At 70.0% G+C, this 21,470-nt stretch carries 24 protein-coding genes; 17 read left to right on the top strand and 7 right to left on the bottom strand.

Annotation, left to right across the window (positions count from 1 at the left end; genetic code table 11):
• Positions 1-491: 491 nt before the first annotated feature.
• Positions 492-4,241 (top strand): hypothetical protein, encoded by a 3,750-nt coding sequence (locus AB0B90_RS33115; protein WP_362926272.1) that lies wholly within the window; start codon positions 492-494, stop codon positions 4,239-4,241.
• A gap of 181 nt (positions 4,242-4,422) precedes the next feature.
• Here the strand turns inward: AB0B90_RS33115 and AB0B90_RS33110 are convergent, their stop codons facing one another.
• The 4 genes from AB0B90_RS33110 to AB0B90_RS33095 form a co-directional block, all read right to left on the bottom strand.
• Complete coding sequence (locus AB0B90_RS33110) at positions 4,423-6,834, bottom strand: GH1 family beta-glucosidase (RefSeq protein ID WP_362926271.1); 2,412 nt, start codon at positions 6,832-6,834, stop codon at positions 4,423-4,425.
• A gap of 449 nt (positions 6,835-7,283) precedes the next feature.
• Positions 7,284-8,087 (bottom strand): hypothetical protein, encoded by an 804-nt coding sequence (locus tag AB0B90_RS33105; RefSeq protein ID WP_362926270.1) that lies wholly within the window; start codon positions 8,085-8,087, stop codon positions 7,284-7,286.
• A 4-nt stretch (positions 8,088-8,091) separates the two neighbouring features.
• The gene (locus AB0B90_RS33100; protein WP_350942321.1) at positions 8,092-8,733 is read right to left on the bottom strand and encodes a response regulator transcription factor; all 642 of its coding nucleotides are present in this window, start codon (positions 8,731-8,733) and stop codon (positions 8,092-8,094) included.
• Positions 8,724-9,962: a histidine kinase gene (locus AB0B90_RS33095; RefSeq protein WP_362926269.1), complete on the bottom strand. Its 1,239-nt coding sequence runs from the start codon at positions 9,960-9,962 to the stop codon at positions 8,724-8,726. Before AB0B90_RS33095 ends, AB0B90_RS33100 begins: the two co-directional genes overlap by 10 nt.
• A gap of 401 nt (positions 9,963-10,363) precedes the next feature.
• Here AB0B90_RS33095 and AB0B90_RS33090 point away from each other — a divergent pair, with 401 nt between their 5' ends.
• Positions 10,364-11,326, top strand: coding sequence for an asparaginase (locus AB0B90_RS33090; RefSeq protein ID WP_350943537.1), 963 nt, complete (start codon positions 10,364-10,366; stop codon positions 11,324-11,326).
• A 159-nt stretch (positions 11,327-11,485) separates the two neighbouring features.
• Here AB0B90_RS33090 and AB0B90_RS33085 read toward each other — a convergent pair whose 3' ends face one another.
• A complete protein-coding gene (locus AB0B90_RS33085) occupies positions 11,486-11,995 on the bottom strand; it encodes a VOC family protein (protein WP_350942325.1) in 510 nt (169 codons plus the stop codon).
• Positions 11,996-12,067: 72 nt separating this feature from the next.
• Here AB0B90_RS33085 and AB0B90_RS33080 point away from each other — a divergent pair, with 72 nt between their 5' ends.
• The 12 genes from AB0B90_RS33080 (at position 12,068) to AB0B90_RS33025 (ending at position 17,779) form a co-directional block, all read left to right on the top strand.
• Positions 12,068-12,520: a MarR family transcriptional regulator gene (locus tag AB0B90_RS33080; protein WP_350942326.1), complete on the top strand. Its 453-nt coding sequence runs from the start codon at positions 12,068-12,070 to the stop codon at positions 12,518-12,520.
• Positions 12,521-12,757: 237 nt separating this feature from the next.
• Entirely contained in the window at positions 12,758-12,952 is a 195-nt protein-coding gene (locus AB0B90_RS33075) for a DUF5999 family protein (protein ID WP_350942327.1), read from the top strand.
• Positions 12,936-13,499, top strand: a complete 564-nt coding sequence (locus AB0B90_RS33070; protein ID WP_362903919.1) for an ATP-binding protein — start codon at positions 12,936-12,938, stop codon at positions 13,497-13,499. The genes AB0B90_RS33075 and AB0B90_RS33070 overlap by 17 nt, the downstream gene beginning before the upstream one ends.
• Before the next feature lie 84 nt (positions 13,500-13,583).
• On the top strand, positions 13,584-14,051 hold the full coding sequence (locus AB0B90_RS33065) for a hypothetical protein (protein ID WP_362926268.1): 468 nt from the start codon (positions 13,584-13,586) through the stop codon (positions 14,049-14,051).
• 94 nt (positions 14,052-14,145) lie between these two features.
• Positions 14,146-14,403, top strand: a complete 258-nt coding sequence (locus tag AB0B90_RS33060) for a hypothetical protein (RefSeq protein WP_350942331.1) — start codon at positions 14,146-14,148, stop codon at positions 14,401-14,403.
• Between the two features lie 25 nt (positions 14,404-14,428).
• A complete protein-coding gene (locus AB0B90_RS33055; RefSeq protein WP_350942333.1) occupies positions 14,429-14,563 on the top strand; it encodes a hypothetical protein in 135 nt (44 codons plus the stop codon).
• Between the two features lie 118 nt (positions 14,564-14,681).
• Positions 14,682-14,993 carry a hypothetical protein gene (locus AB0B90_RS33050; protein WP_350942335.1) on the top strand — a complete coding sequence of 104 codons (312 nt, stop codon included), beginning with the start codon at positions 14,682-14,684 and terminating at the stop codon, positions 14,991-14,993.
• Positions 14,994-14,995: 2 nt separating this feature from the next.
• The gene (locus AB0B90_RS33045; protein ID WP_350942337.1) at positions 14,996-15,514 is read left to right on the top strand and encodes a type II toxin-antitoxin system mRNA interferase toxin, RelE/StbE family; all 519 of its coding nucleotides are present in this window, start codon (positions 14,996-14,998) and stop codon (positions 15,512-15,514) included.
• 330 nt (positions 15,515-15,844) lie between these two features.
• Positions 15,845-16,075, top strand: a complete 231-nt coding sequence (locus AB0B90_RS33040) for a hypothetical protein (RefSeq protein ID WP_350942339.1) — start codon at positions 15,845-15,847, stop codon at positions 16,073-16,075.
• 132 nt (positions 16,076-16,207) lie between these two features.
• Positions 16,208-16,483 (top strand): PIN domain-containing protein, encoded by a 276-nt coding sequence (locus tag AB0B90_RS33035; RefSeq protein WP_350942341.1) that lies wholly within the window; start codon positions 16,208-16,210, stop codon positions 16,481-16,483.
• A 352-nt stretch (positions 16,484-16,835) separates the two neighbouring features.
• A complete protein-coding gene (locus AB0B90_RS33030; RefSeq protein WP_362926267.1) occupies positions 16,836-17,339 on the top strand; it encodes a MerR family transcriptional regulator in 504 nt (167 codons plus the stop codon).
• Positions 17,340-17,515: 176 nt separating this feature from the next.
• A complete protein-coding gene (locus AB0B90_RS33025) occupies positions 17,516-17,779 on the top strand; it encodes a hypothetical protein (RefSeq protein WP_350942345.1) in 264 nt (87 codons plus the stop codon).
• A gap of 148 nt (positions 17,780-17,927) precedes the next feature.
• On the opposite strand, the gene AB0B90_RS33020 is transcribed toward AB0B90_RS33025, so the two are convergent.
• Both AB0B90_RS33020 and AB0B90_RS33015 read right to left on the bottom strand, forming a co-directional pair.
• Positions 17,928-18,095 carry a hypothetical protein gene (locus AB0B90_RS33020; protein WP_350942346.1) on the bottom strand — a complete coding sequence of 56 codons (168 nt, stop codon included), beginning with the start codon at positions 18,093-18,095 and terminating at the stop codon, positions 17,928-17,930.
• 426 nt (positions 18,096-18,521) lie between these two features.
• Positions 18,522-19,820, bottom strand: a complete 1,299-nt coding sequence (locus AB0B90_RS33015; RefSeq protein WP_362926266.1) for a helix-turn-helix transcriptional regulator — start codon at positions 19,818-19,820, stop codon at positions 18,522-18,524.
• 174 nt (positions 19,821-19,994) lie between these two features.
• Here AB0B90_RS33015 and AB0B90_RS33010 point away from each other — a divergent pair, with 174 nt between their 5' ends.
• The 3 genes from AB0B90_RS33010 to AB0B90_RS33000 are packed head-to-tail and all read left to right on the top strand — an operon-like array spanning position 19,995 to position 21,404.
• Positions 19,995-20,750, top strand: a complete 756-nt coding sequence (locus AB0B90_RS33010) for a hypothetical protein (protein ID WP_362926265.1) — start codon at positions 19,995-19,997, stop codon at positions 20,748-20,750.
• Entirely contained in the window at positions 20,747-21,169 is a 423-nt protein-coding gene (locus AB0B90_RS33005) for a hypothetical protein (protein ID WP_362926264.1), read from the top strand. Before AB0B90_RS33010 ends, AB0B90_RS33005 begins: the two co-directional genes overlap by 4 nt.
• Positions 21,153-21,404, top strand: a complete 252-nt coding sequence (locus AB0B90_RS33000) for a hypothetical protein (protein ID WP_362926263.1) — start codon at positions 21,153-21,155, stop codon at positions 21,402-21,404. Before AB0B90_RS33005 ends, AB0B90_RS33000 begins: the two co-directional genes overlap by 17 nt.
• Positions 21,405-21,470 lie beyond the last annotated feature (66 nt).

Here is a 21,470-nt window from a genome sequence, read left to right as displayed (position 1 = left end):
CCGCGGGTACACGTTGTTTGTCTAGTTCGCGAGATCTGTGCTGGACAAAGCCGGAAGCGCTAGAACAGGGGGAGTACGGCCCGGCCGCCGTGAGCGGCCCGTGATGGGGAACGTGCCAGGGCGACGCACGTCACTCCCCAGAACCACCTGATTCCGCCCGGGGTGGCTCCGGTCCGCAGGCCGGAACCACCCCGGACGGTGCTCGGACGCCGAGCCTCCACGGGGAACGAAGAGGCCGGCGTTTCGCCGTCGGATCGCGCGTGAGCGATACCGAAAGGACGGCACGAGAACCCCCGCATCGTTTTCTCTGGGGCCGGTGCGGGGGTGTGCCTCCCGGCGGGGCCTCCTCGGCGACGTCGTTTTCGACGGGTGCCGATCCGGCGATTCGGCCCAACCCCTGGACCCGTAAGGCCGGGCATGGTTGCATCTCGACTTGTCCAGAATTGATCTGCTGGAGAAGACAACGACGATCGCATGCCGGCGGGGGCTGAATGGGGCGACCCGAAAGGGCACTCGATCCCGACGCGAGCCCACTTCAGCGGTTCGCGTCAGAACTACGGCAGTTGCGGGAGGCAGCGGGAAAGCCGAGCTACCGGGAGTTGTCCCGGCGCGCGCACTACTCGGTGACGGCACTGTCGGAGGCGGCCGGAGGGGAGATCTTCCCCACGCTCGCGGTCACCCTCGCCTACGTCGAGGCGTGCGGCGGCGACCCCGCGGCCTGGGAGAGGCGATGGCGGACGCTGGCCGCGGAGTTCGCCTCGGCGGACGCCGCCGAGCGGGCCAAGGAGGGCGAGGACGCCCCGTACCTGGGGCTGGTGACCTTCGACCCCGGTGACGCCGACCGGTTCTTCGGCAGGAAGGACCTGGTCGCCGAGCTGTGCGCGCGGCTGGAGAGCACCTCCCTGCTGGCGGTCTTCGGCCCGTCGGGGAGCGGGAAGTCGTCGCTGCTGCGCGCGGGGCTCCTGCCGACGCTGTGGGGCGGAGCGCTGCCGGGGAGCGAGGCGTGGCCGACGCTGCTGCTGACCCCGGGCGAGCATCCGCTGGAGGAGCTCGCGATCGGCCTGGCGAACGCGATGAGTGTGAGCGCCTCCTCACTCCACGCGGGGCTGACGGCAGGGCACGCGAACGCCCGCCTCGACGTCGGGCAGCTGCTGGAGGGACGGCCGAGGTCGGCGCGTGCCGTGATCGTGGTCGACCAGTTCGAGGAGGTCTTCACGCTCTGCGGCGACGAGCGGGAACGGGTTGCCTTCCTCGACTGGCTGCTCGCCGCGGCGGACGGCGGCGACCGGGCGCGGGTGGTGCTGGGGGTTCGCGCGGACTTCTACGCCAGGTGCGCGGAACATCCGCCGCTGGTGGCCGCGCTGCGCGACCGGCAGCTGCTGATCGGGCCCATGGACGACGACGATCTGCGGCAGGTGGTCACCGGACCGGCGACCCGCGCCGGGCTCAGGGTCGACCGGGCGCTCGTCGAGGCCATTCTCGGCGACTGCCGTACGGAGCCGGGGGCGTTGCCGCTGCTCTCGCACGCGCTGCTGGAGACGTGGAAGCGGCGCAAGGGCGACGCGATGACGCTCACCGGGTACCGCGCGGCCGGGGGCATCCAGGGGGCCATCGCGCAGAGCGCCGAGCGGGTCTACGGCGAGTTCGGCGACGGGGAGCGCCACCTGGTCAAGAACGTGTTCCTGCGCCTGACGGCGCTTGGCGAGGGCACCGAGGACACCCGCCGCCGCGTCGCCCCCGACGAGCTGCTCTCCGGCCCGAACGGTACGGCGGTGGCGACCGTGCTGAGCAGGCTCACCGAGGCCCGGTTGCTCACCGTCGACGAGGACAGCGTCCAGGTGGCGCACGAGGCGGTCATCCGCTCCTGGCCCAGGCTGCGGGGCTGGCTCGCCGAGGACCGGGAGTTCGTCCGTCTTCACCGGCGGCTCACCGAGGCCGCCGCGGAGTGGGGGCAGCACGGGCGCGAGGACGAGCTTCTCTACCGGGGGATGCGCCTGACCGCCTGGGAGGGCCGCGAACTCGACCGGCTCAACGACCTGGAGCGCGCCTTCCTGGAGGCCGCGCGGGCACGCGAGGCCCGTGAGCGCGCCGCGAGCGGCAGGCGGGTCCGGCTGGCGCTGATCGGCACGACGGTGGTCGGAGTGGTGGTCTGCGCGCTCGCCGTGATGGCCTTCGTCCTGGCGGACCGGGCACAGCACGGCCAGGAGCTCGCCTACTCCCGCCAGCTCGCCGCCGACGCCCGCGGCAGGCTCCAGCTCGATCCCCAGCTCGGCCTGCTGCTGGCCCGGCGGGCGTACGAGGTCAGCCACACCGTCGAGGCCGCCTCGGTCCTCAGGCAGGCCGTCGTCGACTCCCGGGTGGGTTTCGTCCTGCCCCTCGCCGGCGGCAAGGTCTGCGGTGCCTCCTTCTCCCCTGACGGGCGCCTCCTGGTCACGGGCAGCGGTGACGGGACCGTACGGGTGTGGAAGGTGAACGGTCGGGGCCTGTCACCGGACGATCCGGTCGTGCTGCGGGGACACGACGGCGAGGCGTGGAACCCGGTGTTCAGCCCCGACGGACGCTACGTGGCCGCCGGGGGCGTCGACGGGACGGTGCGGGTGTGGGACCTGACGGGTGCGGAGGCGCCCGAGGTTCTGCGAGGACACGAGGGAGCGGTGTGGAACGTGTCCTTCAGCCCCGACGGGCGGCGCCTGGCCGACGCCGGCAACGACGGCACGGTGCGGGTGTGGGACCTCGCCGACGGCGGGGCGCCGAAGGTCCTGCGCGGGCACGAGGGGCGGGTCCTGGGGGTGGCGTTCAGCCCTGACGGCAGGCGCCTGGTCACCGGGGGCGGCGACGGCACGGTACGGCTGTGGGACCCGGAGGGCGAAAAGCGGCCCACGGTGCTGCGCGGACACGAGAACTCGGTGGAGAGCGTGGCGTTCAGCTCGGACGGCGACCGCCTGGCGAGCGCGAGCACCGACGGTACCGTGCGGACGTGGGAGGTGCCCGGTGCGGGCGCGGGCGGGCACGACGGCACCTCCAAGGTCCTGCGCGGGCACGACGGCACCGTCGAGGGGGTGGCGTTCGGCCGTGACGGGCGGATCGCGAGCGTCGGCAACGACGGCACGGTCCACGTCTGGGGCGCGGGCGGCTCCATCGCCCCCCTGGTGCTGAGCGGGCACCGGGGCACCGTGTGGAGCGCCGCGTTCAGCCCGGACGGCCGCACGCTCGCGAGCGCGAGCGACGACGGCACCGTACGGATGTGGGACGTGACGGCGGCGGGTGACGCCGCGATCGTGCGCGGTCACACCGGGGAGGTGTGGAGCGCCGATCTCAGCCCCGACGGGCGGCGGGTGGCGAGCGCCGGCAGCGACGGTACGGTCCGTGTCGGGAACGTCACCGGCGAGGGCGACGCGGTCGTGCTGCGTCCGAAGGGCGGGGAGGTCCTCGACGTCGCGTTCGGCTCGGACGGGCGGCGGGTGGCGGGCGCGCTGGAGGACGGCGTGGTCCGCGTCTGGGACGCCTCGGGGCGCGGGGAGCCCGTGCTCCTTCGCGGTCACCTCGGGATGGTGTGGAGCGTCGCGTTCAGCCCGGACGGGCGGCGGGTCGTCAGCGGCGGCAACGACGGCACGGCCCGCGTCTGGGACGCCTCGGGAGCAGGGGAGCCGCTCGTGCTCCGCGGCCACCGGGGAGTGGTCAGGTACGTCGCGTTCAGCCCGGACGGGCGGCGGGTCGCGAGCGCGGGTGAGGACGGCACGGTCCGGGTGTGGGACGTCTCGGGACACGATGAGCCGGTGGTGTTGCGCGGGCATCAGGGTCTGGTGTGGAGCGTGTCCTTCAGTCCCGACGGGCTGCACGTGGCGAGCGGAGGCAACGACGGCACGGTCCGGGTGTGGGACGTCTCGGGACGCGGCGAGCCGGTGGTGTTGCGCGGGCATCAGGGTCTGGTGTGGAGCGTGTCCTTCAGTCCCGACGGGCTGCACGTGGCGAGCAGTGGCAACGACAACACCGTCAGGATCTGGACGGCCGCGGGCCGAGGCGAGCCCGTGGTCTTCCAGGGGTACGGCGCCTCCGTCGAGAGCGTGGGGTTCGGGCGCGACGGCCGCCACCTGGTCACCACGCACGGCGACGCCACCGTCCGGGTCTGGCGGTGCGACGTGTGCGGCCCGATGGAGGAGGTTCTGGAGCTCGCCCGCGACCGCACCGTCCGCGAGCTGACCGCGGACGAGCGCAAGGTCCTCCTCCAGACCCCCGGCTGACCGTCGGGCCTCCCGCCCGCGTCCCTGCGCCCCCGGTCTGCGAGGCGCGTCCGGTCTGCGAGGCGCGTCCGGGGCGCGTCCGGTCCGCGAGCCGCCCCGGTCCGCGAGGCGCGTCCGGGGCGCGGGCCGCCGGACGCGGCTCGCGGTCAGCGCGTCGGGTACGTCTGGCGTCTCGAACAGCTCAGGTGGACTCCCGGACGACCAGCTCCGTGGGCAGGATCGTCGACGACATGGGCCCGCCGTCGATCTGGCGGAGAAGCAGGCGCACCGCCACCCGTGTCTGGTCCTTCGTGGGCACGCGCACCGTGGTGAGCGCGGGCACGGTGTAGGAGGCGGCCTCGATGTCGTCGAACCCCACGATCGCGACGTCGTGCGGCACCCGCCGTCCCGACTCGCTCAGCACCCGCAGAGCGCCGATCGCCATCAGGTCGCCCACCGCGAAGACCGCGTCGAGCGCCGGATCGTCGCGCAGGAGCTGGCGCATCGCCTCCGCGCCCGAGGCGAGGGTGAGGTCGCCGACGGCGATGATCGACCGGTGCCCGGTGTCGCGCAGCGCCTTGCGGTATCCCTCAAGCCGCTCCCCCGCGCCGATCGCGTCCGGGGGCCCGGAGATCGCGGCGATCCGCCGCCGTCCCCGGTCGAGGAGGTGTCTCACCGCCGAGGCGGCACCGCCCACGTTGTCGATGTCGGCGTACGAGATCCGCGTCTCCATCGCGGACCTGCCCAGTGACACGACGGGGACGCCCGTGCGGGCCAGCGCGGCGGGCAGCGGGTCGCTGCCCCGGGTGGACACGAGCACCACCCCGTCGACGTGCCCCGAGGCGGCGTACCGCTCCACCCGGAGCCGACCGGCCGACGAGTCGGCGAGCATGAGGGTGACGCGCTTGCCCGACTCCTCCAGCTCCCCGGTGACCGAGCGGACGATCGCGGAGAACAGCGGGTCGTCGGCCCTGACCGAGGCGGGGGAGCCGGAGACGACGAGCGCGATCGAGTCGGTGCGCCGGGTCACCAGGCTGCGGGCCGCCGAGTTGGGGACGTAGCCCAGCTCGTTCACGGCGTTCATCACGATGGCGCGGAACTCGTCGCTGACCGTGCCCTCACCGTTGATCACCCGGGAGACGGTCGACCTCGACACGCCCGCGCGGGCCGCGACCGCCTCCAGGGTGGGACGCTTGGCGCGCTCGCGGTGCAGCCCGTTGTGCCGGATCACCTCGCGGTACCACAGCGCGCTGTCCTTGGGCAGCCGACGCTGCGTCTCGAAGTCGACGTGCACGATCCCGAAGCGCTTGTGGTAGCCCTCGGCCCACTCGAAGTTGTCCATCAGCGACCAGACCAGGAAACCGCGCAGGTCGGCGCCTGCCTCGATCGCGGCGTGCGCCGCTCTCAGATGGCTCTCGAAGAACGCGGTCCTGTCGGTGTCGTGCACGCGGTCGTCCTCCACCACGTCGTCGAAGGCGGCGCCGTTCTCGGTGACGAGCAGGCCGACCTCGGGGTAGTCGCGCGAGAGCCGGGTGAGCAGCTGGGAGAGTCCGGTCGGCACGATCGCCCAGCCCATCGCCGTCGTCGGGGCGTGGGCGCCGCTGAACAGGATGTCCTCGCTGCCGGGGTAGGCGGCGTTGGCGGGCTCGCCCGGCCGGGACCGTACGACGCAGGGGGTGTAGTAGTTGATCCCGAGCAGGTCGACGGGCTGGTTGATCGTTTCGAGGTCGCCGTCGCGGATGTGGTCGATCCCGCCCATGCGTTCCATGATGGCGAGCGCCGGGTCGGGATACTTCCCGCGCAGGGCGGGGTCGAGGAACTGCCGGTTGATGAGGCAGTCGACCCGCTCCACCGCCTCGGCGTCCTCGGCGGAGGGGACGAGGTCGGGGTCGTTCACCTGGCCGGGCGTCATCACCGGCGTGAGGTTCAGGGTGAGGGCGATCTCGCGGGCGCCCGCCTCGCGCAGCACCTGGGCGCCCAGCCCGTGGGCGAGCAGGAGGTGGTGGGAGGCGCGGAAGGCCTCCGCCGCCGATGCGCGGCCCGGCGCGTGGATGCCGATGCCGTACCCCAGCACCGCCGACACCCACGGCTCGTTCACCGTCATCCACGTCCCGACGCGGTCACCGAGCCGGTCGTGCATGATGCGCGCGAAGTCGGCGAAGCGGTAGGCGGTGTCGCGGTCGGTCCACCCACCCCGATCCTCCAGCGCCTGAGGGAGGTCCCAGTGGTAGAGCGTCACGTACGGCGCGATGTCGGCCGCGAGCAACTCGTCCACCAGCCGGTCGTAGAAGTCGAGCCCGTCGGCGACGGCGGGCCCGGAGCCCGACGGCTGGATCCTGGGCCACGCGACCGAGAAGCGGTAGGCGCCGAGGCCCAGCTCCGCCATCATCCGGACGTCGTCGGCGTAACGGTGGTAGTGGTCGCAGGCCACGTCGCCGGTGTGGCCGTCGGCGATCCTTCCGGGCGTGCGGGAGAACGTGTCCCAGATCGACGGGCCGCGCCCGCCCTCTCGCACGGCGCCCTCGATCTGGTAGGCGGCGGTCGCCGCCCCCCAGACGAAGCCCTGGGGAAAGGCCAGGGTCTCGCCCCGGGCCGAGATGGTCGTTGCGGTCATGCTTCGAAAACCCCCCGTCGGTTCTCGCGACTGCCGGAACGCGCGGGGTGGCGGGTCGCCGTCGTCCCGGTCGGTGGAAGCGTTCCACCGCCATCATGAGCACGGTCGCGGCCCGGCGTCGAGAGGGTTCCCCCAATGCGTGGGAACGCTCCCACTCTAGGGGGAGAGGGTGGACCAGGACGGGAAGGGTGTACGGTTCGTCCCCTTCCGGTCAGGGGGGTGGATCGGAAGGGGAAGATGCGTGGCTCGTCCCCGCCGGTCAGGGGGATGGGACAGAAGGGGAGGATGCACGGCTCGTCCCCGCCGGTCAGGGGGATGGGACAGAAGGGGAGGATGCACGGCTCGTCCCCGCCGGTCAGGGGGATGGGACAGAAGGGGAGGATGCGTGGCTCGCCCCTACCCGTCAGGGCGGGAGGATACGGTTCGTCCTTTTCCGGCCAGGGGATGGGTCAGAACGGGAAGATGTGCAGCGCACCGCTCCCGGTCAGAGCGGTGATCCGACGAGGTGCGGCCGGGTCGCGCCGCACCTCGACGACCGCGTGCCCCGGGCCGGTCCGCACGTCGTAGCCCTCCCGGTACTCCTCTCCGTCCGGCACCCTCACCCTCACGTCGCCGGTCGTCCTCGCCACGGCGCCGACGTCGCCGGGCGGGACCGTGAACCCCAGGTCGACGTCTCCCGTACCGGTCTCGACGTCGGCCTTCGTGGACCCGAGGTCGATGCCGATCACGTTCCCCGTCCGCGTCCGTGCCCACAGATCGCCCTTCGTACCGTCCACGATCACGTCGCCCACGGTGGTGGAGAGGCGCAGGTCACCGTCGATGTCGCTCGCCATGAGGGTCCCGAAGCGGCGGGACTTCACCTCGACGTCGGTGGCGGCGGGTACGCGCAGGATGTAGTCGGCCTGGCAGGCGGGGTCGCCGGGACGGCCGACGCCGGGGCAGCGGACGTCGAGCCTGAGCGTCCGCCCGTCCCACTCCTCGGTGACCACGGGCCGGTCCCCGGCCCAGGAGAGCATCCGCTCCAGGTCCAGCCGCTTCACCGCTCCAGGCGCGACCGAGATGTTGACGTGACTCGCGCTCTCCACGACGATCCCCGGCGCGGTGAGCGCCCAGGACCGCGCTGTGGTCTCGGTGGTCCGGCGGGGCGCCGTGATCTCGGCCCACGCCCCTATGGTGGTGAAGGCGACGGCGAGCGCGGTGAGCGCACCGCCCGCGACCAGCCAGGCGATCCGCACGTTGTTTCGTATCGGCATGCTTTCAAACCCTCAGAAATCGCAGGACGGCGAGTACCCGGCGGTGGTCCTTGTCGGCGCCGGAGAGATCGAGCTTGGTGAAGATGTTGTTGATGTGCTTGCCGACCGCGCTCTCCGAGACCACCAGGGCCTCGGCGATCCCGGTGTTGGAGCGGCCCTCGGCGATCAGTGAGAGCACCTCGTGCTCCCTGCGGGTGAGCCGGTCCAGCGGGTCGCTGTGCCTGCGCAGCAGCAGCTGGGCGACCACCTCGGGGTCGAGGGCGGTGCCTCCGGCGGCGACCCGGCGCAGCGCGTCGAGGAACTCCTCGACGTCGGCCACCCGGTCCTTGAGGAGGTAGCCGATCCCGCTGGTCGCGGTGGACAGCAGCTGGGTGGCGTAGCGCTCCTCGACGTACTGGGAGAGCACGAGGATCGCGAGCGTCGGCCGCTGGCGGCGCAGCACGAGCGCCGCGCGCAGGCCCTCGTCGGTGTGCGAGGGCGGCATCCGCACGTCGGTGACGACGAGGTCGGGGACATGCTCGTCCACGGCGCGCAGCAGCCCTTCGGCGTCGGACACCGCGGCCACGACCTCGATGCCCGCCGAGCCGAGCAGGCGGACGAGCCCTTCCCTCAGCAGCACCGAGTCCTCGGCGAGCACTACGCGCACGGCAGCTCCACTTTGATCGTCGTCGGCCCGCCGAGCGGGCTGTCGACGTACAGGATGCCGTCCACGGAACCGACCCGGCGGGCGAGGCCGCGCAGGCCGGTCCCGGCGTCGGGGTCCGCACCGCCGTGGCCGTCGTCGCCGACGGCCACGTGGAGGCGGTCACCGACGCGTTCGACGACGACCTCGGCGCAGGACGCCCCCGCGTGCTTGGCGATGTTGGTGAGCGACTCGGACACGACGAAGAACGCGACCGCCTCGATCGTGGGAGAGACCCGTTCGGTGATGTCGACGCTCAGCCGTACGGGGAACGGCGCCCGCACCGCGAGGCCGGACAGCGCCGCGTCCAGGCCCTGGTCGTTGAGTACGGCCGGGTGCAGCCCCCGGACGAAGTCGCGCAGCTCCTTGAGGGCCTGCTTCGCCTCCTCGTGCGCCTGCACGATCACCTCGCGTGCGGGTTCCGGCAGGTCGGTGAGGGTGGCGCGGGCCATGCCCAGGTTCATCGCGAGCGAGACCAGCCGCTGCTGGGTGCCGTCGTGCAGATCCCGCTCGATGCGGCGGCGCTCGGCGTCCGCGGCGTCGACCACCTCGGCCCGGCTCTCCTGCAACGTCTCGACCCGCTGGACCAGCTGGTCGCTCAGGCTTGGCCCGAGCAGGGCCTCGGCGGCGATCACGTCCAGCAGCGCGAACCCACGGGCCACCCACGGCGCCGCGACGAACAGGGTCCCCGAGACGAGGACGAACGCCACGCTCCGCCAGCTCTCCTCCAGCGCCCAGTACCGCACGGCGAGTGCGGCGGTGACCAGGCCGCCCGCCCACGCCCCGACGACGGAGAAGGCGCCGATGCCGCTGATCAGCGGGGCGAGCAGGTGGTATCCGAGCCGGCGCCAGGTGCTCAGCGTCCTCGCCTCCTGAACCAGCCGCCTGAACGGGTTCATGCTCAGGGGGCGGCGCGCGACCGGGAGGATGTCGACGTCGAGGAAGGCGGCGAACCGGGACCGCTGCACCCGGGTGAGCAGCCGGACGACCACGAAGGACAGCAGCAGCGCGACCACGGGGACCACCACGGTCCACACCAGCAGCACCGACGCCGCCACCAGCGCCAGGATCGTCCACGCGCCCAGCAGGGCGATCGGTGCCCCCACCACCAGGTGCGCGGTGCGGAGCCAGGTCCGTGCGGACCAGTGGGCGCTGATCCTCTCCCAGGGGGTGGTCATCTCGATGGCGGTCATACGACCACGGTAGAGATCGGGACGGCCGGGACACAGGGGCGAGGTATCCCAGAAAAAGGTAGGGCAAACCCCACCTTCCGGCGCGGCCCCTTCCGGCGCGGCTCCCTCGGTGGTTCTCTTGGCGGCCCCTTCCGGTGCGGTCCCCTCGGTGGTCCCTTCCGGTGCCGCTCCTTCAGCGGTCCCCGCCGGTGCGGCCCCTTGACGGTTTCCCGCACCGGTCTTTCTGGCGGCCCTCGTACGTCCTCGTACGCCTCCGCGTCCAGCCGCGTCAAAGGCATCTACCCCCGACGACCTCTCCCGGCATCGCGCGACCTTGAAGATAACCCCAATGGGGGTAGTCTTGGGTTATAAATGGAGGAGACCCGAACACGGCCCATCGAAGGGACCGCGCCTTGAAGCGTGTGCTGCTGCTGGCGACCGGCGATCTCATCGCCTACTCCTACGCGCCCGGCCGCCCGGGGTTCTCGTCCGGGGCCGAGCTCCTGCGGGCACTCCCGCCCGGCGCGATCGCCGCGGACGTCGTGGTCGAGGACGTGATGGCGGAGCCCAGCTGGGACATGTCGACCTCGACCATGCTGGACCTGGCCCGCAGGGCACGCTCGGCCGTCCTGGAGCGCGGGTTCGACGGCGTCGTGATCACGCACGGCACCGACACGCTGGAGGAGACCGCCTATCTCGTGGACCTGCTCGCGGGCCGGGCGGCGGAGCGCGGAACCATCGTGCTGACCGGGGCCACGCGCTCCCTGGACGAGCTGTCCCCGGACGGGCCGCGCAACCTCGCCTCCTCCATCACGGCCGCCGCCGACGGCGCCTTGCGCGGTGCCGGGGCCGTCGTGTGCGTGAACGACGAGATCCACGCGGCCCGCTGGGTCACCAAGGTCGACGCCACGAGCGTCGCGGCGTTCTCGTCGGGCACCTTCCCCGTGCTGGGCCGGGTGGTCGGCGGCCGGGTCGAGCCGCTGTCGGCCCCGCCGCCCCGGCCGCCCGCGTTCGTGGGGGACCCCGCGTCGGACGTGGCCCTGATCAAGACCTATCCGGGGATCGGTCCCGCGTCGCTCACCGCCGTCGTGGACGCGGGGGCACAGGGCGTCGTGCTGGAGGGGACCGGGCTGGGCAACGTACCGGTCGAGCTCTTCACGACGATCGCCGAGCTGACGGAGTGGGGGATCCCGGTGGTCGTCGCGTCGAGGTGCCGCACCCACGCGACCCCGTTCGACGAACTGCGCCCGGGGGCGGGGCTCGCCGCTCGTGTCGGGGCGATCGGCGCCCGCGGCCTGGCGCCCTCGAAGGCGCGGTACGCGCTGATGGTCGCGCTCGGGACCGGCGGGATCGACGCCGTACGCGACTGGTTCGGCAGGCTGTGACCCTCGGTGAGGGGATATATGGATAGGTAAAAAACACGAAAAAGGGGAGTATCGCCCGACTTTGCGGGCACGTCGGTGGATGCGAAGTCCGTGATCCGGTGAAGGGCTGGGGAGGCCTTCACCGGATCACCCTTCTCTTCCCCGCGCCACCGGGAGTGCTCAGGCGGGGATCGAGACCCCGAGGCCGCCACGCGTCTCGGCGCCGTACCGCTCCTTCTCCCTCGCGATGTCGAGGGGCTTGATGCGGGAGCGCCCGTTCAGCGTCTCCTCGGTGAGAAGGTCGGCGGGAACGAGCCAGGAGACCTCGAACTCCAGCCCGTCGGGGTCCTTGGCGTACAGGGCCTTGGTGGTGGAGTGGTCGGAGGCGCCGACGAGGGCGTTGAGCTCGCCGAGTTTGAGGGCGATCCGCTCCAGTTCGGCGAGGGTGTCGACCTCCCAGGCGAGGTGATAGAGGCCGACCGTCGATCGCCCGGCCCCCGTGGGGCCCGCCTGCGCGCCGACCTCGAAGAGGCCGAGATCGTGGTCGTTGCTGGATCCCGAGGCCTGAAGGAACGCGGCGCCCGGCATGCCCATGACCGTCCTGAAGCCGAGCGCCTCCTGGTAGAAGGCGACGCTGCGCTCCACGTCGCGGACGAAGAGAACGGCGTGGTTGAGTCGCTGGACCGGCATGGTTCCTCCCAAAAACTTGAACTCTCAAGTACATTACCTCCGTTTCATTGAGAGCTCAAGTAAGATGACCCCGTGACGCGATGGCTGGACGACGACGAGCAGCGCACCTGGCGCGCCTACATGGCCGCCTCGCAGCTCGTCCTGGAGGAGCTGGACCGGCAGCTGCAGCGAGACTCGGGCATGCCACACGCCTACTACGCCGTGCTGGTGAAGCTCTCCGAGGCACCCGAGCGCATGATGCGGATGAGCGAGCTGGCGGCGGAGGTCAACTCCTCCCAGAGCCGCCTGTCCCACGCGGTGAAACGGCTGGAGGAACGCGGCTGGGTGCGACGCGAGCCGTGCGCCGCCGACAAGCGCGTGAGCTGGGCGATCCTCACCGACGAGGGCTTCGCCGCCCTCACCGCCGCCGCCCCGGGGCACGTCGAGGTCGTACGACAGACCCTCTTCGACCGCCTGACCCCCGACCAGCTCCGCCAACTACGAGAGATCTGCACCGCGATCCTCCCCGCCCAGGACCCCTCGTAGCCGAATACGCCGACAGGGGTGGGGCTTTGCTTGGGCATTGCGGTTAGCAGGTATGCCAGGGGGGTCGTTGGCATGGGGCGGAAACGGGTGCTGCCAGCGCAGACAGCGGGCGGCGGGCGCGGCATCGTAGGGGGTGAAAGCAGCTCACCGGACCGGAAAAGCCGACGATGAACGTCAATCCGGAAGCGGTGGCTCCCGAAGACTCTCCCGCGAGAGTCAAGGATCGAGGTAACGGCCATGTGTCAGCACCAGCCTCAGTGCCCATCCGCGAACGCTCCTGACCACGACGCGGCCCGCCTGGTGGCCTTCCACCCCGAGCAGGGGTGGGGACTCCTCTGCAACGGTGTGGTGCTGTTCGAGGACAACGGCGAGCTTCTGCCCGACGGACGCAGCATCCCGGCTCACCGGGGTTCCTATGCCCAGGCGGCCTGAGCTCATGCGCCAGGGCTCCGCGACCAAGCAGACGGCACCCGGCCGGCCGGTCTCTCCGGCCCGACCGGGAAACGTCCGTCCGCCGGGATGGCGGCGCCTCCTGCGCGGGCTCGGCGAGCCGGTGATCCGAGCCGCCCGCGCGGCGCGCGTCCGGCGGGTCTCCTGGACGCTGTCGCCCGCCATCTCCTCGACGCCCCTGGCGCGGCGCCTCGTCCGAACCCAGCTCGACGACTGGGGATGCACGGGGGAGAGCGACATCGCGGAACTGCTCGTCAGCGAGCTGGTCACCAACGCCGTGCTCCACGGGCGGGGAGCACCGGTCGTCACCCTCTCCTGCCGGGAGGGCACGCTGCGCTGCGAGGTCGAGGACGAAGATCCATCCCTCCCCCAGGTGCGCGAGGAATCCGACGAGGGTGAGAACGGTCGCGGGCTGTTCCTCGTCGACACCCTGTCCCGGTCCTGGGGCACCGGCCGCACGCGCACGAGAAAGTACGGAAAGGCCGTCTGGTTCGAGCTGCCCGCCCATCAGGCGCGCCAGGCTTCCTGACCGTCCATCCGCGACGAGACGATCGTGCGAGGCTCCTTCTCCGGTCCACCGACCTCAGAATGTGTTCTGACTTACGATGGCAGGGTGAGCAGTAACGCCGACGCCGTCACCTTCTCGGACCTGTCGAGAAACCCCCGAGCCGTCGCCGAACGCGCCGCGCGCCTCGGACGAGTACGCGTCACCCACCGCGACGCCCCAGACTTCTACCTGACCGCCGTTGATCGTGAGGATCGGCGCGAGCAGACCCTGGCCACGGCATCCCGCCTGTTCCTCGCCCTCATCAAGCACGATCCGACCGCCCGCACACTGGTCATCGCCATGCCCGAGGTCTTCCCCTGGGTGCGCCACCTCACCTCCACCGAACTGCGCGCCTTCACCCTCGAACTGGTGGAGGCGCTCTCCGACGCCGCCGAACTCGATGTCGATGTCACCACGCAGGAAGTCATCGCGGGCTGGCGGGCGACCGCTCGGATCAAGGCCGACCCCGCCCATTACGCCCAGGCTTGCAAGGCCACAAGCGGCGACTACGGAGCGGTAGAGGTCTCAGCGTGAGCCCAAAGCGGGGCGACCGGGTCACGGTCCCCCTCCGGATGACGAATGGGACATCCGGTTCGGTACCGGTGACGCGGTCAGGGGGTGGGAGGAGTTGTGCCGCCACGCCCTGGGCAACACACGCCGATGTTTCGAGGCACTGCGCGCCGATCCGCGCTCACGGGCGGATCACGAGCGGCAACATCGCCTACGCGGCGACCTCGCGACTCATCGTCACAACGGTAGGGACCTGGAGCAGTGGGAGTTCGAGGTCACCAGCGGCGGGCGCGTCCGCTATGTCATCGATGACGCCACTCACACCGTCTGGATCGTCTACGCCTCCCCCCGGCACCCGAAGGACACCGACGCCTGAAGCCCGAGGGCGGGGAGCCGATCAGGTGATCTCTTGTCCGGACCGCGGCAGCCTCCCGAACCCTGGTGGCCGCTGCGGCATCGGCGGCACCAACGTCAAGCTGGGTGACCCGTCCGAGTGGGCCGCCTGCCAGGCGGGTCTGGTCCCGACCGAGGAGTAGCTCTTCGCGTGCTGCCCATGGGCTCTGCCGATCTTTCAGGCGCAGGCCGTTTGGCTACGACGGCCTGCGACGCGGTTCGGTGATTGTCGTTCTGTATAGTTTCCTATATAGTTTTTGCATGACTGTTCTCCATGATGCGACCAAGCTCACGGTCACTGAGGCGGCGCAGCGAGGGGTGGCTCGTCTGGTGGCTGATGCGGAGCAGGGGGCGGATCTGGTGGTGACCCGCCGGCATCAGCCGGTCGCGGCGGTCGTGAGCATGCGGCGCCTCAACGAGCTGGAAGAGGCTGCGGCCGATCTGCGGGATCTGGCGCTGGTTCTTGTGCGGGCGGCGACCGACAGCGGGCGACGGACGTCGATCGATGATGTCCTTTCCGCCTTCGGGCACACACGTGAGTCGCTGGCCGCGCTTCCGGATGACGACGAGTAGCGGTGTCCGACGTCGTATTCACCGACCCGGCCGTTGACGATCTCCGCAGGATCGGCCCGGACGCAGTGCCCAAGGTCCTGAAAAAGATCCTTCTGTTGCTGGAGAACCCCGAGGCCGGTTACCCGCTAGGCGGGGAGCTCACCGGATTTCGCAAGCTTGTCGTCGGCCGGAACACCTGGCGGGTCGTCTATCGGATCACCGATGACAAGGCGGTCGAGATCTGTGAGATCTGGGCAGTCGGCGAGAGGGCCGACGCGGAGGTCTACGCCGAGGCCAAGGCACGAGTCCGGGCGGCCGGCGGTTCGCGTCCCGATGTCGTCCGCCTTGGCGAGGTCATCGACCGCCTAGGAACTCTGACCGATCACATTCACATCGATGAGGTGCCTGCACGGGAGCCGGTTCCTGATTGGCTCGCCAATCGGTTGATCTACACAGTCGGCATGGCCCGTGAGGATGTGGCGGCACTGGACCTGGAGGAAGCCGTCGATCTCTGGACGGAGTTTCGCTCGGGGCCACGTTAGCCCGCAGTCGCCGTTCACGGGTTGGAGCCATGCACGGCGAGAGCTATTCGGTGCTGGGTTACTGCGAGCTCGGCGGTACCAACGTCAAGTTAGGTGACCCGTCCGAATGGGCCGCCTGCCAGACGGGTCTGGTCCCGACCGAGGAGTGGCGTCGACTTCACCGGCACGGCTTGCACCGGGTTTCCGAGCGCGAGCTTGCTGTCATCCTTTCGTCGATCCGGAGAGTCGACGAAGCCGATCGCTTCAGGCGACAGGACCTGAACGCATCGCTTCGGGGCAAGTGCGCTGGTAGATCGGTGCTTTCCGGCCGGGTTGGCGTAGACTCCGGCTATGACCGCTGCTCCTGAAGAATACGAGGACATGCATCGGCTGGTCGATCGACTGACGCCGGACCAGCTCCATGAGGTGCGCGCGCATACCCTGCGTCTCGTCCACTCCGGTGAGGGTGAGTCGGGTCAGGAGTGGCCTCCTTCCTGGTTCGGATCGGTGACCACCGGGCGGGACGACATCGCCGAACGCACTGAGGATCTCCTGCGCCAGGGGTATGGTCACGAAGTGTGATCGTTGTTGACACCGGCCCCATCGTCGCCGCTGCCATCCGAAATGACCGCAGGCACGATGTCTGTGTAGAGATGTTCAACCAGTTTCGCAGAGAACGACGCGAACTCCTCGTTCCGGCGTGAGGTCTCCTACATGCTCGGCAAGATCGGCGGAGCCAAGGTGGAGGCCGGATTCCTGCGCTCGCTGAGATCCGGAATCTTCGCCCTGGTCGATCTCACAGACGATGACCTCAACCGTATCGCCGACCTGGTAGAGCGCTATTCAGACCTTCCTCTCGGATCGGCGGACGCCTCGGTGGTCGCCGTCGCCGAGCGTCTTCGCATCGCCGAGGTGTTCACCCTGGACACCAGGGACTTCTCCGTGGTGCGGCCCGCGCATGTCACCGCCTTCACCCTGGTGCCCGGCTGACCGCTCCATGCCACCGGCTACATCGCGTTGATAGGCACCAACGTCAAGCTAGGTGCCCCATCCCAGTAGGGCGCCTGCCAGACGGGCCTTGAGCTACCACCGGCAAGACCTGTTCAGGTGCCGAACGGCTACTGCGACGCCGGTGGCACCAACGTCAAGCTAGGTGACCCGTCTTGCCGAAAGATCAAAGCCTGACTCCCGGTTTTGGGCCTGAAACAGGGAGTACCCTGAAGAGGGAAGGAGAACCATCCTCGTGACCGATGCCAGGCCTCGGAAGGCTTCAGCCGGAACGGCTAAGAAGCGAAAGCATCGGACGCTCCCGCCGCAGAGTGATTGTGAGACGGGTGCCACAGTGCAGGCTCCTCGCAGAAAAGAGATCGAGGAGCGGGCTGCGCTGCTCTTGTTCGAGCAGGCACAACGGCTGGACGAGGTGGCCGCCAGCACTCGTGAGACCGGCACCCGTGACACGGTCCGGGAGGTCGTCCAGGATCTGCTCGCTCACGCCGAGCCGGTGCGGGCGACGATCGCGTCGAAGATTCTCGGTGTTGACGAGAAGACGGTTCGCGCGTGGGCCAAGGAAGGGCTACTCGTCCCGGTCAGGGGAAGGCCCCGCCTGATGCTTGAAGCCGAGCGTCTGTACACCGTGGCAACGCTCGTCCAGGATCTACGCCAGGCTGGCCGCACCCGGAATCTGGTCGAGGCGGTCTGGCAGCGCCTGCAGGACCGGGAGCTTCTGGAGAACGATCAGCTGACCGACGGTCTTCGGCAGATGCAACAGGGCGAGGGCCGTCCGTGGCGAGAGATCAGGGCAGAGTGGAGTTCCAAGAATTCGGAGCTGACCGCCGGTGAAGACTGAGGTCTATCTCTCGGTTCTCGCGGAGAAGCACGCTGAGACCTTGCGCGGAGCAGATCTCAGGGTCATTTGTCGCTTTTGTCGGTGATCTGGAAGTGCGCGGTTGCGCGGCCCTTGGATATCGGCTCACGGGGGAACTCCCGGTGAGTCGGCTGTGCGTCAAGCATCTGAGAGGCGCCATGCGCGTCGTGGTCGCCTTCAAAGAGCCGGGTCACGCATGGGTTCTAATGCTGGGACCCCATGATGAGCGCAACCGGACGCACGATGTCTATACCTCGCTGTGGGAGGTGTGCGGGCTGGACGCGCCGCCGGTGGGTGAGCGTACCAAGCCCGCCTGTTGTGACGACGGCGGCGCGGATCCGAACCTGCCGGAAATAGATGATCTGGTGACTCGTTGCCGTGATCTCGCCAAGCCGCCTCGTCGGCGTAAGCGCCCAAGCTGACAAACTCCGGACTTAACGGCCGTTGCACGCCGAGCGGCACCGGTGTGAGCTGCCCCGTCGGACTGACCTCCGGCGAGGCCTGGCCCGGATTTCACCGGCCGCCGGACACTGATGACACACCGCCGATGTCCGGACTACTGGGGGAAGCTCAATCGGAGTCCGTGCCGCCGACGACCTGTTTGATCACTACGGCGGTTCCGTCCATCTCGGCGCGCCACACGCGCGAGCGCGGACTGCTGGTCAGGCGGCGCAGCCGGGTCACGGGACCGAGCCGAGCCCGCAGGTGCCGCTCGACCGAAGGTCTCGACCATCCCATGTGCTCTTCCCCTCGTCGCGCATTGTCCTGACTACTCTTTTTCCTTCCTGCTCCTCTGTTCGTTCTACATCGGCTGATCGCTTCGGCGACGGTGGCGCCCTGGCCGTGGCTGTAGGCGGTGCGCCTCCGGAGACCGACATTCCGGAGGCAGCGGTCAGCTCGGCCAAAATGTAGGGACGGGAGCGGGTGAACTCGCGGCCATAAGCGACCAGCAGCCGACTCTCCTCTTTCGGCGCCGGCGGATCGCGCCGCGCAACGGTTCGGCCTCTGTGGCGTCCCAGGCCGTCTCCAGAGCCAGGGAAGGCATCTGCCCAGGGGGCGTTCGCGTGCGCGGCCGCGTCGAAGTAGGTGATCCAGTCGGGATCGGGATCCCCTACGCAGATCGCGCCGAATGCGTCCTCGGCGGCGGTGGTTGTCCACCGGCGACTATGTTGCGACCTTGGTGGACAGAACTTCACGGAACTCGCCGACGGCCGGGCGGTCCTGCTGGTCGAGCGGGATGGCGCGCAGCAGCATTCGTCCGGTCTCGATGATGTGGTTGCTGCGGTAGGCGACAGGAAGAGGATCTATCACCGTCGCTGCTCGGCGGACCCCCTCGTCGATCGCGCCCTGGACGACCGTGCAGAGCGCCTCGTGCAGAGCGACGTTGGCCTGGTACTGGTAGTCGCCGGTCAACCTGAGCACGTTCTCCCGGGCTGTGCCCGCCCTGGCCTCGTCGCCCGCACCGGCATGGACCCAGCTCTGTGTGAAGTAGATCTGGTTCTCTTTCCAGAAGCCGAGCGAATCCCCGCGGTCCCCCTTCTCCGTCAGCTCGACAACGGCGTCCAACGTCTCACGCGCCTCGGCATGTCTGCCGAGCAGGGAAAGGGCCTTCGCCCGGGTGGTCAGCAAGTCGACGGAGAGACCGCCGGCGACCTGCTCCGCGTTGCCGACGAGGCGCATGACCGTCTCCGGGGCGCGCTGCCCATAGAGCCCGTGCCCGGCCTCCTCTGAGCGGACCAGGAGACGCACCTCCCGGTCCCCGGAGGCGTCGGCGGCGCTTCGTCCGGTACGCCACCAACGGACAGCGGCTCCATGGTCACCCAGGCGGGTCAGCGCGTTGGCGTGAATGCTGGCGAGCACGGCCAGGGTTCGCTGTAGCTCGGTCACCTCGGCGGGAGATGACACCTCCATCTGCCGCCGTACCGTGAGCAGGTCGATGATGAGATCGGCCGCCACCTGTGCGGGCGGCCTGGTGCGGAGCGCGTGCAGGTGGTCGGCGGCGGATATCTCCCACTCCTCGCCGCTTCGGAAACCATGGTCGAGGGACAGTTCGAGGAGTTGGCGAACCGGCTCACCGGAGACGCCAAATATCCCAATTCCGGCACTGGCCGCGGCAATCTGTAAAAGCCTTCGACGTTCCATGTCGTCTCCATCTGGTGCCTTCCGGATGAAAATACCCTCGGATGGCATCACCAATTCATCGGCATTCGGTGGATTTGCGAACAACTCCCTCTCGGGAACCTCGAAGATCTGAGCGAGCAGCGCAGGATAGGGCTCGTTCGGCCGATGCTTACCGGCTTCCCAGGCGCGGACCATGCGGGTCAATGATTCTTGAGTCGGCAGGTGTTCCCTGGTACGGCCGCCGGCGGCGTCGATCAACCGCCGAGCCATGTCCTTCAAGGACCATTCACGCGACTGCCGCTCTTCGCGCAATCGAACGGCCCACACAGGAAGATCGTTCATGTGCGCACCTCAAAGGCACAGGGGATGAGGGGGGATATCCCCCCCTCATCCAAAGTATCCTCTGTTGCGGAGTGGTCACGGAGCGTTTTCATGGAGCCCTCATGAAAAGGCGGAGCCCGCCCATGGCATCGCGCGCCAGGACGGGCTCCTTGATCAGGAAATGAGTCCTGACCCGTGAACAACTTTAATGCTCCGGTTCTCGACCGGACTGCGGCGAACGACTGCCGCTGCTTCGCCGACGTGCCGCCGCTGCCGATGGGCTGCGCCGAGTGCGGACACGCCCCCTACGCCCACGGCTGCCCCGGCCGACCCAGCGATCACGAGTACGCGCAGCCGACCGGTGCGCTGATGGCGATGCGCCTGGAGGCGCGCCGCACCGGCACGCGACCCTTCCCTCTCGTCGAGCGGCCCGTCACCACGGCGCCCGCCGAGGTCATCCCCCTGGTGCCCGCGCCCCGCCACTCCACCTCACCCGCCTCCATCCCGGACGCTCCCGCCGCGCCCGCGCCACCGCCCATGCGGACACCACACCCCACCCCTCGCCCAACCGTGCGGCCCGCTGCCGCACCACCCCGCCGCGACGACGCCCGTGTCGCCCGGCGTCCCGCACCCCGGCCGGTCGAGTCCGGACAGGACCGCGCGACCCGCCTCGCGCTCGCCCGCGACCCCCTCGCCCGCCGCCGAGCCCGCATCGCGGCCCGCGCCCACGAGCACAGCACTCCACCCCCGACCATGAGCCAACCGCCCACCCGGCCGCCGCTCACCCTGCTGCCGGCCCCTCCCGACCACCAACACCAAACCTCCTGGCCCAACCCCGCCCTCACTTCCGGCCAAGTCCGCTACTTCCCAAACGCCCCCGCCCCCAGCCCTCACGAGCCCAGTTGTCACGAGCCCAGTCGTCACGAGCGCCGACAGCAGGTCGCGGCATGAACACCACCCCACGCGACCCCATGAGCAGGCGCGGCGGCGCGGCTCCTTCCCACATCCCCGCCGCCGCGCCACCACCCCACACCCAGGCCGTAGCGCGAGCCCAAGACCTCGCCACCATCCTCAACGAGGTGCACGGCGTCTCAGCCGACATCCACCACCTGCGCTCCGGCAACGCCATCGTCTCCGTCTTCCTCGGCCTGCTCGCCTACAGCGACGGCGAGAGATTCTGGTGGACCAGCCCCGTACTCAACCGATTCGGCGACCACCTGCTCAGCGCCGCCTCAGACCCGGCCACAGCCGCCGAACGCCTCGCCGCGCACTACCGGATCCTGCGCGTCCGCCCCGCCGCCGGCCTTCTGGAGAGCGAACTACCACTACTCACCGACACGACCCCGGCAGAGCATGTTGTCCCGCGCTGACGCCGACGCCGCACGCGCCGCCCGGCAAGTACAGGATCACGCCCCCACCTGGTGCGTCATCTGGAGCCTGCGCTTTCGCCGGTTCGAAGCCTGGGAGTGCACCGACCCGGCCCAGTGCCGCACGGTCCACGCCACCAGCGCCGCCGAACTGTGGGACCGGATGCGACAGATAGACCTCGACCTGTGGCGTACCCGGCCCCGAGGTGACCGGACCGAGCCGACCACGGCTCCATGAACGGCGCGGCGGCACGGCGACCAGCCTCCCGTGCCGTCGCGCTCCCCACCTCCTGCGGGCGGTGGC

This window comes from Streptosporangium sp. NPDC049078 (assembly GCF_040648855.1).
In the GTDB taxonomy this organism is placed as follows: domain Bacteria; phylum Actinomycetota; class Actinomycetes; order Streptosporangiales; family Streptosporangiaceae; genus Streptosporangium.
Note: the sequence above shows the minus strand (reverse complement) of the source record. Positions and strands in the feature narration are given on the sequence as shown.